Origin of the sequence: Enterococcus termitis (assembly GCF_001730305.1) — a bacterium.
Classification (GTDB): domain Bacteria; phylum Bacillota; class Bacilli; order Lactobacillales; family Enterococcaceae; genus Enterococcus_L; species Enterococcus_L termitis.
This window is the reverse complement of record NZ_MIJY01000005.1, coordinates 102,576-112,852: the sequence shown is the minus strand read 5'-3', so window position 1 is coordinate 112,852 and position 10,277 is coordinate 102,576. Positions and strand designations below refer to the sequence as shown.

Annotated in this window: 9 protein-coding genes; 1 reads left to right on the top strand and 8 read right to left on the bottom strand. The window is 32.9% G+C overall.

Going from position 1 to position 10,277, the window contains the following annotated elements; all coding sequences use genetic code 11:
* From BCR25_RS05310 to BCR25_RS05275, 8 genes are all read right to left on the bottom strand, one after another.
* Positions 1–959 (bottom strand): InlB B-repeat-containing protein (locus BCR25_RS05310; RefSeq protein WP_211272487.1); only part of this gene is annotated, 959 nt, incomplete at its 3' end.
* Positions 941–1,573, bottom strand: a complete 633-nt coding sequence (locus BCR25_RS05305) for an InlB B-repeat-containing protein (protein ID WP_069662579.1) — start codon at positions 1,571–1,573, stop codon at positions 941–943. The genes BCR25_RS05310 and BCR25_RS05305, both read right to left, overlap by 19 nt.
* Positions 1,574–2,314: 741 nt before the next feature.
* Positions 2,315–2,776, bottom strand: coding sequence for a DUF5680 domain-containing protein (locus BCR25_RS05300; protein ID WP_069662578.1), 462 nt, complete (start codon positions 2,774–2,776; stop codon positions 2,315–2,317).
* Between the two features lie 238 nt (positions 2,777–3,014).
* Positions 3,015–3,377 (bottom strand): DUF3021 family protein, encoded by a 363-nt coding sequence (locus BCR25_RS20950; protein WP_379975251.1) that lies wholly within the window; start codon positions 3,375–3,377, stop codon positions 3,015–3,017.
* 11 nt (positions 3,378–3,388) lie between these two features.
* A complete protein-coding gene (locus BCR25_RS05290) occupies positions 3,389–3,847 on the bottom strand; it encodes a LytTR family DNA-binding domain-containing protein (RefSeq protein WP_069662576.1) in 459 nt (152 codons plus the stop codon).
* Between the two features lie 362 nt (positions 3,848–4,209).
* On the bottom strand, positions 4,210–6,447 hold the full coding sequence (locus BCR25_RS05285; RefSeq protein ID WP_069662575.1) for an FAD-dependent oxidoreductase: 2,238 nt from the start codon (positions 6,445–6,447) through the stop codon (positions 4,210–4,212).
* Positions 6,448–6,743: 296 nt separating this feature from the next.
* Positions 6,744–6,998: a hypothetical protein gene (locus BCR25_RS05280; RefSeq protein WP_069662574.1), complete on the bottom strand. Its 255-nt coding sequence runs from the start codon at positions 6,996–6,998 to the stop codon at positions 6,744–6,746.
* Between the two features lie 86 nt (positions 6,999–7,084).
* A complete protein-coding gene (locus BCR25_RS05275) occupies positions 7,085–8,530 on the bottom strand; it encodes a hypothetical protein (protein WP_069662573.1) in 1,446 nt (481 codons plus the stop codon).
* A gap of 1,139 nt (positions 8,531–9,669) precedes the next feature.
* Between BCR25_RS05275 and BCR25_RS05270 the strand changes: the two genes are divergently transcribed.
* Positions 9,670–10,233, top strand: coding sequence for an SOS response-associated peptidase (locus BCR25_RS05270; RefSeq protein ID WP_069662572.1), 564 nt, complete (start codon positions 9,670–9,672; stop codon positions 10,231–10,233).
* The last annotated feature ends 44 nt before the right edge of the window (positions 10,234–10,277 follow it).

Genomic DNA, 10,277 nt, shown 5'->3' with positions numbered 1-10,277 from the left:
TTTTTATCTAGTCTAAAATCATAGCTTGGGACGTAATCGATTCTCAACTCATTTTTATTGCCTGATAAGATTACCGCATTGTCTTTTGTTTCATCTATTTCTATGTCTTCTGTTGGATCATCTGTTTTCCGAATAGCATACGGATCTTTTGTCCATTGTGCATACAAGGTAGTATCACTTGTCGCCGTATATAGTTCTGTATCAGTTACCTTTGTTCCTCCTGTTGCTGCAGTATGCCACCCTTCAAAAATATAGCCTATCCTTTTTGGATATGGAAATGATCCATTTATATTATACTCACTATCATAATACACATCCTGCGTTCGGGGGCCCGTTCCATTCCCATTGAAATCTAGTGTCAATGCATATTTATTTGGTTTCAGTAAATAGTGTATTGCTTTGTTGCCGGCATTGGTGAATTTCCCAAAGGCATACGGAGTTGCTGGAAATTGTTCCCCGATTTTTGCGCCTGATGCATCTGCTATGGTTCCAATATCCTCATACCACCCTAAGAATGTATAACCTGGTGGCGTCGTATACACCGGGGCAGAGTAAGTCTGATCGAAGGTGACCGTTCGTGTCAGACTAGTTAATGATTCTAGCCATTTATTTGTGGGTTTTGTATGGTCATTGTAACCTGCTGTATTTGGTACTACCTTTGAACGATAAAATGATTCGGTATATGTGTTTGCCTGCCACCTTGCGGTCCACGTTATGTTATATGCTAACTGTTTGAAACTCGTTGTGAGTTGCGCTCCTGATGCGCCATTCGCTCCACCGAACCAGCCAACAAATGTGTATCCCGTTCGGGTTGGTCCCGCCGGGACCGTACTTGTGGCATCGTATGCTACTGTTCTAGTTCCTGGTATCGTTCCTCCTGTGTGTCCATTGCCGTTGAACGATTGCGTGTAGTTGTTTCTCGTCCATCTCGCGTACAGCGTTAAATTTCCTGGAGGCATATACGACGCCCGCTTGTTGCGTTATACCACCCAGCAAATGTGTGTCCGGTTTTGGTTGGACCGTTCGTTGGTATCGACGAAATGACTTCACTCTCGATTTGACTGCTACTAGCTGGGATTGTTGCTCCCGTGTGTCCGTTTCCATTAAAGGTTAGCGTATATCGTACTGCCTGAAATTTAACCTCGAATGAACGCCCGGTTGAGGTATCGGCGGACATCATGATGTACCCGTTCTGCGGATCTTGTGTCATATCAACGCGTCCATCGATCCACGAGTTTTGTTTGCCATCGTCTCCAGACGCTAAGGATGTAACTCCTTTAGCGAAGTAAACGTTGTACCAAAATGCATCTGGAAAATCTGCGTGCCAGTTAAATGTTGTTGGTGTGTATGAAGACATAAACCAATAATTTGCATAGTCGGCTCGTGGGTTAGGGCGTGGTATATATGGGATTTGCTTGTCCGTAGATGATTCTTCCGTTGTTTCTGTGACATTCGCCGTCGATTGACTCGTTGTTGTCTCATTCGCTGAAATATTACTTGAATCCTTAACATATCCTAATCCTACTATTATTAAACCCATCAAGAATAATCCTAATAAAATATTCCTTTTCATAGCTTTCTCCTTCTTCTATTCTTATCATCTCATCCATTATTTTTTTCATCTGTAATTCCCATTGTTGTAATTTCCATTTATTATTTATAAAAAACTCATTTTGTATGGAAACAATGAATTTTATTGAATACTATTCCCCTAGCTAGTTATATTGTATATCTTTTTTTTATAAAAACGACATGCGAGAAGCTATCTAAATGGCCCTTCCTATATATACTTTTCTTTGCCGCTGAACATTACATTTATATATATATTACTTTTAGTAATGCGCGCATCCATGGTAGCTCCGCTATTCACCTTGACTTTTAAGGCTTTCTTACTTAACTTGGCTAATAATTATCTTAAATATTTATTCATTACAGTAGTTCTTTTAATAATGCAAAAACATTATTTCTACAGGATCAGCGCTTTGCAAAGAACATAAAGATTTGAGAAAAAATTTCTCTAGGAATAATACTAATTGATATCCTTTAACAATATTAATTGACAAAGAGCCGTAATTAAAATTACTATGGAGACTTTTCGGGGTATTAGTAGCTCTATTTGAGTATTGGCTAAATACAAAAACAAGAAGTAAAGTGGAACGAATGGATTGATACCGGAGTGCCTACCCCAACGCACTGATATGATACCTATTTCAGAAGAATATATTAAGGCTATGATTTACAAATTGAATACGCTACCTTGAAATTGTTTTCCGGTACAGACAATTTCAAGGTAGCGTATTTTGTTATCAGTCATTCATCCCAAGTAATCAAAATGGTTATCAATTATTTTTCCACCATGGAAAAATAGTTCGTAGGTTAATAAGTCTTTGAAAAAGATTTTTTCTGAACCCGAAAACTTATTGAACTCACCATCAACTTCCATAATATATGTGTAATCATCCTGACGATAGAATGTTTTCCCTCTACAAGGAAGTTCCAAACTCGGAAACATAAGCGCAGACTTCAAAAAAGAACTTTTAAAATCACTGCTCAGAACGTCGCCATAATAATTCATAGACCATACAGGTTTTGAATTATACCAGATAATTTCTTGACCCGAAAAAGAATGTGTACCTACATAAGAATCCAAATAAACAAAGTCACCTTGAAAATACTTCAAATCGTAACTGCTTGGACGTGAGCTGCCAGTATGGCCAGTATTATTCGCATATGTATTTTGTTTTGCATCAACTAAAAATTGTTTGATATTATCCATAAGAAGCTCCCTCCTTGGTAATGTAGCTGTTAAAAATGTGATAAAGAAAAAATTGACATCCGTAAATTCTGAAAGTACATAACAGACCAGAATTAATTCTCAATCAGTCTTTCGGTTCTATAGTTCATCTGTTCATGAATTGGGATGTATCAGTAATCGATGAATATTCTAAATTTATCTGTAAAGACTACTCCACTCATGCTATAAATTACGCTTTTATCGTCTCATATGCATTCAACTACTGATTTAAAAAATCATTTATTCGCTGTAATTCTGCTTGTTCTATTCTGTATATAATACACCAAACAAGAACATAAATACCTATGAAAATTAAAGAGTGCTTAAAAAAATCTACACTGGAGATAGATACCCATCGATTATACAGGCTAGTTATGGTCCACAAACTATACATAACAAAAAAATGAAATATAAGAGCATAGTTAAACTTCAATTTCTCGATATACAAAATAAAAGTAAGGAGTCCCGATGTAAAACTAGCAACAAGTGTTACAATAATTTCAGACCGTTTAGGGATAGCACCCGTTAGTCCATAATATACTAATAAAAATATCGCTCCAATCCCCATATATATAATACACATACGAAAACGATTCATCTATATACGCTCCTTAAAAACTCAAATAAAGATTTTACATATCTTCTAGAAATAGATATTTGAAGCGAACTTTCCTTCAAATATCCCACGTAGTTTCCTGAAAACGATTTTTCTATTTTTTTTAAATATTGAACATTGATATACATTGATTTAGAAACTTGACGGAAATGCATGTCATTTAAAATATCCATAAAAACATACATAGGCCCATCTATTACATATGTTTCCTTAGCAGTTACAATATTTATTTTCTTCAGATAGCTTTCAACAAAAAGAATCTTGTCCTCATAAATAATAACAACGCTGCCTTTAATCTGTATCTTTATTTTTCTACGCCTAACTTCGCCTAGATACTGTCGAAGCTGTTCCCCTGTTTTTCTATCATTGGTTCGAATTACAATTTCAAGGTCTTCAAATTCCGTAGACACATCTAAATATATAGGCACATTATTCATATAACTTAGCACACAGTGTAACTATACATATTTTATAAAAACAGTTACACTGCTATCTCTCCTTTATTCATTATTATTTACAATTGAGTATATATGGATAGATACTAATAAAGTAGACAGTTTTATTAATGATATACTGTTTATAAGTAGACACAAAAACGTACGGAAGATAACGTATGTCCAATTATAAAAAATACGATTAAATATATTGAGGAATTTTATAATCTTAGAAGACCATGTTCAGCAATTGACCTCTTCTTTCCAAATTTGAAAGAAGAAATTTATTGGCAATTCGACTAAAATATTCTTTTTTTCTGTCTACTTTATTGATATTTATCCAATCATTTCTTGATTATCGGCCATTAATAAAAATTATCTGCATAAATATTAGCTTTTTCAATTTTTAATTTCTCCAATAAAGCAGCCATAGTTTCACCAAAAATTCTTCCTCCGACTAAATAATAATCATTGTTTTGTATAAACTTAATATTATCCGTCAAAGTTGTAAGGCTAATTCTTTCTCCACCTAACTCTCGAGTCGTGATAAATTGTAAATTAATATCAAATCCAAAATCTTTAGATAATTCTTCTCCATATGCAATATCTTGCGTATAAGAATTTGTATAAAGAATAGTCACTGTTTTATCATACCCTTGTTTAGATAATTCTTTTAACATTGGGATGACTGGCGTAATACCAACTCCTGCAATTAAGAATGTAATATCTTTTTGAATATTTTTCAAACTGAAATCACCCATTGGACCAAAAATAGTAAATTGATCTCCAATATTCATTTCTCTAATTGATTTTTTGTAAGAAGAATCACTATATTTCATTGTGAATTTTAAATATTCTTCATCCGGATGACTGGCTATTGATAAGGCTCTATGTGATACATCTAAATCAACATATCTTGGATGATTTATTTTAAGCTCAACATATTGTCCAGGTACAAAGTGGAAATTACGTGGCTTTTCAATAGTTAATTCAATAGTATTTTTGGCAATTTCTTTTTTATTTATTAGTTTAACTATTCTTTGATCTTCTAATGTTACGATAGTTTTATCAGTGAACTTGGAAGTTTTTAAAACTCGTTTTGCACACATATTCCCACTTGCCAAGGCTCCTGTAAACCCTCCTCCTGGAAAAGACCAAGCTCCTGCAAAATATAATCCTTTGATCGGTGATTTCAAATGTGGTCTTTTTATTGGCCCTTGTTTAATAGTTTGATCATACCCATATGGAGTTCCGTTAGGGGTTTTAAGATAGTTTTGAATCGTCTTAGCTGTTCCAACTTCCATATAATCTAAAGTTTCTAAAATATTTGGATAATGGATTTCTAATCTTTCTAATAGGGCTTCTCCAACTCGTTTTTTCTCTTTTTTATAGTCTTCTGGAGATAAATGTTCCCAATTACTTAATTTATCCGTTGTACAAATACAAGCAAAGGTTTTTCCTTCAGGTGCAAGGTGTGAATCAATTTGTCCGTAATCAACAAAAACAAATCCTTTATTATCACTATCAAAATATGCATCGTAGCTTGCAGGTAAATCTTTCAGCTTGTTTACTTTATTACCTTGAATAAATGTTGAATAAGATTTAACTCCATATTCTTTTAAATTAGATTTTTTAAATCCTAAATAAATCGTAATTAAACTTGTTGCAGGATTAAATTTTTTTGTTTTTATAGTTAATTTATTACTTAATGGTCTTGGCAACATATTAGCTGTTATTTCTGGTGCAACATTAGATATAACAGCATCAGCATACACTCTAGTTTTTCCATAATTGTTAAAAGTATCTTCAAATTCCACCCCAAATACTTGAGTATTATTAACTAATATTTTATTTACTCTTTTATTAGTAAGGATTTGCCCACCATTCTCCTCTATAATTTTCCCAAGTTCATCAGAAAGTTTTTGCCCACTTCCTTTTATATACCATGCACCTCCCAAAAAGTATCCTGCACTTGCAGCTGCAAAATAATTCATATTCATCGTATATGGATCATTAGAGTAATACCCTAGATTAGCGGTTAAAACTAATTTTAATTCTTCGTTAGTTATATGCCGATCCATCCAATCACCTACAGTAATAGATGAAGTACTAACTGAGTATGGTATAAAAAGTGGCATAATCGGAAAACTTAAAGTTCTTTTAATACCCTCTGTAGGTATGCGCCCAAACTCTTTTTGAACTTGTTTGATAGTTTTAACAAACAGGTCTATTCCAGCAACATCTTCTGGATAACGTGATACAAGAAAATTCTTAAGTTGCATTTCACCATGAGGGACGTTTAACTTCTCTCCATTTGGTAAAATTACTTCATATAGTTCTGGAATACTCACCAAATCTATTCTTTCTTTTAAATTCAAAACACTAAATAATTCATTTTTCAGTGTATCATCTTGATTTAATCCGTCCATTTCATGTAGCCCAACATCCATTACATACTCTTTTCGTTTAAATGCAGTTGCACATCCCCCAACAATAAAGTGCTGTTCTAGTAATAATACTTTTTTTCCTTCTTTCGAAAGTCTAGCACCTGCTGTTAAACCGCCTAGCCCTCCACCTACAATAATGACATCATAATTAATCAAAATAAAAAACTCCTCTCAAATGTTATATTTTGTACATTGAACAGAATAACAATATATTTTGTCATTCGATATAGGAAAGGAATAACAGGGTCCAAATTGGGTATAAGAGGGTAATGCATAAGAGCTATACATACAAAAAAATTATAAATAAGTTTTTGTACAGTCGGGGGATTGACTACAACTATTCAACCTTTTTTTCTAGATAATTCACTTATCAACATAAATCGATGTTCACCTTTATCTAAAATAATTCCTAGACTTGAAATTTGTCTGTTCTTGCTCTTTATTCAGTACGCCTAATTTCCTTTATTGTACAGTTGTAGTCCTTTCTTAAATGCAAAAATCGCAGTAACTCCTGTAAATAGCATCATTGGAATTGTTCGAATCAGATCTCTATTAATTGAATTGACAGAGATATATTCTTCTTCCCTACTAGGAATAAGAATATATGCAATACTATCTAGAAAGGAATACATTTGATCTAAAAAAGTAATGAATGATACAAAAACAATTAATAATAAAAACACAATTACAAAATTAACTTTTTTCATTATTTTTTCCTCTTTTCAGCCAATTATTTTTATGGTCCAAACATCTCCGCATATAGACAAGTAAACATGCAATATTCAGGTTTGAATTACCATTTTTCTCCAGCAATAATATCTTCTTCCGTTAAGGAAATACTATAATCGTTTGATTCTGGATCAGGTTTTAACGTAAAGTTATTGTTTTTGATAGACAGTGTATTAATTTCAAGAAGCTCTTTAAAATCTTGTTTCTCGGACTCATTTCCATTATAGATATATGTTTGTTGGTATGCTGTAAGAAACTGTGCCATTGTTTTTGGCTTTGTTTTCATAGCAAGGTTATACATTAATCCCAGATTCAACCGACGTTCCTCATAGTCAGTTAAACCATTTTTTTTCACATCTCTATATTTCCGACCGACACTTACATTTTCATCACTTGATTTTGTTGCCTCTGTATCCACCAAATCGGCTAGTACTAAATATACTGTTGTGTTTGTTGAACGTCCTTTTGCTTTTGGCAGACGTTGAATAATCGTTTCATAGCCTGCATAAGGATAATGATAATCGTATGCATACATATCTCCAAAAAGGAGACAGATACCTTCTTTATAACTGATTCTAAAATCTGAATTGTATCCATAATGTCCTATATATGCTCCTGCTTGAATATCTGCATTTTTACCCATGTGGTAATGTAACCATTCATGAAGAATATTATGTTTGATATTAGCTGTTTTGAATATTTCTGGTTGATCTTTAGTCGCTACTTGATCCGCAATAACTATTTCTGGAATATTTGAGTTATTATGCCCGGAGCCTTTATAATAACTTCCTTTATTTGTTTCAAAACCTTTTTCAAAAATAATATTAATTGGTTCACTGTACTTTAACTCTATATTCGATTCATCGATACCTTTTGCAAAGTCTACAATATCCTTAAGCTCTCTTTGAGAATCATAGAAATAATAATTTATTTTTGCAGATAGAAATGCGTAAAATTTTTGTTCTGCCGTTACACCAAATGTAGAGCTAGTATTGATATCAATCGTTCGATCTGTTGGTACTTTAAGAGAGTAAACAACACCATACGTTTTATTGCTGGTATTTTGAACATATCCTCTTGTGCTTTTTCCCATGATCATTCGAATGTTTAAAGTGGTCACATCAGAAGGAATATTTTGTAGAATAACATCGTTAATCTCCCCTCTATTATTAGTCACTCCTTCATGGATAATAAATATCTTATTAATACCGTTTACATTTCTTGTATACCAAATTCGATACTCAGAATCTGGAAATGGTAATGATTCTGAGCTTGTATCTTTAATTTTTATTAATAAGTACTTTATAGATATATTCTGACTCTCTATCGATCGACTTGCTATTGCCTTTCTTGTACTCGGGTCATCTGAATTAATTATTGATGGAGCTTCGTAATCATAAGACTCTGGTTCATCAGCTCCATAAGATATTTTAGAATCATTCTGAAATAAACAAACAGCTCCAGTGAAAACAAACATTCCTAGTAAAATATATTTTTTTATTTTTTCCATTTCTAAACGTTCTCCTTTACATTTTCAAACGCACGTCACGTTTTTATATGATAACAATTTGCCTATTGATTCCTATTCCCTAAACAATTAGTCGTATTATATATCGTTTTTTCATGAAAACGATATATAATACGACTATTCTAAGACTCTTTTCTGTATAAAGGTTGTTCTTTTAGTAGAATATTACTTATGGTAATATATTTAAACATGGAGGTTCCGATATTAGCGTTAGCCTTTCAGGCTTGTTTTACTAACTTGTCTAATAGCTTTTTTTAAATGTTTATTCGTTATAGAAGTTCTCTTTATGCAAAAAATAATTACTCACTGAAGAGATACCTTTTTAAGAAAAAGACTTTCGTTTCACTCCTAGGACTGAGCTTGGTATTCTATTCCCTCTAATTATACTGGCGTAGAAGAAAGTATTTCTACACAATCAACGCTCTACAAAAAAATATAGACAATAGATAGTTCCAAACACAACTTCTTTATGTAATTTAAATGAAACTATGTGCAAGTGATAAAAATATTACTAAAAAGAAAAAAATGTTCATTATTGAAAAAAGACAACAACAAAAAAACAAAGAGATAGCTATAAACTATCTCCTTGCAGTTACACCCTAACTAGTTAAATTTAAATTTTTCAAGCTTTATAGCATATACTTTTGCCTTTTTTTGCGAAGACAGCAACACCTAAACGATTCAGTTGAAATGTACTGGAGTATTAATATTATCAAAAAAATCTCTTCATTATGAGGAGAGAGGAATTAATAATGTTTTATCTATTATCGATATTTTTATAAGTTTTTGTTTGATAGGAGTCCCTACAAAAATATGTTAAAATACCGTCTTCGACGACAAAGACGGCATGATGATTATGACGAATATACTGGTAGGTACATTCTAACTTGATAGTAAAACATTTTGGAAGCACTGTCAAAAGAAAAGTTTTATATGAACCGGATTCAAATTTTCGACTAGACAAGTAGGGTTGTATGTTTTCAATTGAAAATATTTAAGATTGTAAGGAAGCATTTGGTTACTTTGTCGCTGATAAATAGCAATAAATCAAGATTTTAGCAAATCACCCCTTCTGCTTGTAGAATGATGATAAGTTATTCTACAGACAGGAGGATTTTTTTATGTGTGGAAGGTTTTTGTTAGATCCTAAAGACTCTAAAGAGATAGAGGAGATTATCAAGAAAATAGAAGCAAAGAACCAGGAGATCAAGACTGGAGAAATATTTCCAACGAACACAGTCCCTTTACTAGTCGGCACGTCTGATCACGATATCGATGTCGAAGCGATGGCTTGGGGTTTTCATGGGTTTAAAGAGTCTCAATCAATCATAAATGCTCGATCAGAGACAGTCACTGAAAAGAAAATGTTTGCTAAAGCATTTAGCAACACCCGTTGTGTCTTCCCCACTTCCGGTTTTTATGAGTGGGACCAGGAGAAAAGAAAATTCCTCTTCAGAGAAAAAGGTTCTGAAATTCTCTATTTAGCAGGGTTTTACAAGAGATTCGAGGATGGAAACCGAAGTATTATTTTGACAACAGCAGCCAATAAATCAATCGAAGCAATACATAATCGTATGCCGGTTATTTTAGAAAGAGAGACGATCGATCGCTGGTTGTACGATGATCAGTTTGCTGAAGATTATCTAAAAGAATCAATGCCGGACTTGATAAAGAGCGTAGTTTGACTCATAAATCAGAAATGTAATGGACTTATGCCGAATGCATAAGT

What these genes read in the sequence shown, in the direction of transcription:
- BCR25_RS05270 (WP_069662572.1), top strand. Translation starts at nt 9,670, where the DNA reads ATGTGTGGAAGGTTTTTGTTAGATCCTAAAGACTCTAAAGAGATAGAG.
- BCR25_RS05305 (WP_069662579.1), bottom strand. Translation starts at nt 1,573, where the DNA reads ATGAAAAGGAATATTTTATTAGGATTATTCTTGATGGGTTTAATAATA.
- BCR25_RS05280 (WP_069662574.1), bottom strand. Translation starts at nt 6,998, where the DNA reads ATGAAAAAAGTTAATTTTGTAATTGTGTTTTTATTATTAATTGTTTTT.
- BCR25_RS20950 (WP_379975251.1), bottom strand. Translation starts at nt 3,377, where the DNA reads ATGTGTATTATATATATGGGGATTGGAGCGATATTTTTATTAGTATAT.
- BCR25_RS05290 (WP_069662576.1), bottom strand. Translation starts at nt 3,847, where the DNA reads ATGAATAATGTGCCTATATATTTAGATGTGTCTACGGAATTTGAAGAC.
- BCR25_RS05275 (WP_069662573.1), bottom strand. Translation starts at nt 8,530, where the DNA reads ATGGAAAAAATAAAAAAATATATTTTACTAGGAATGTTTGTTTTCACT.
- BCR25_RS05300 (WP_069662578.1), bottom strand. Translation starts at nt 2,776, where the DNA reads ATGGATAATATCAAACAATTTTTAGTTGATGCAAAACAAAATACATAT.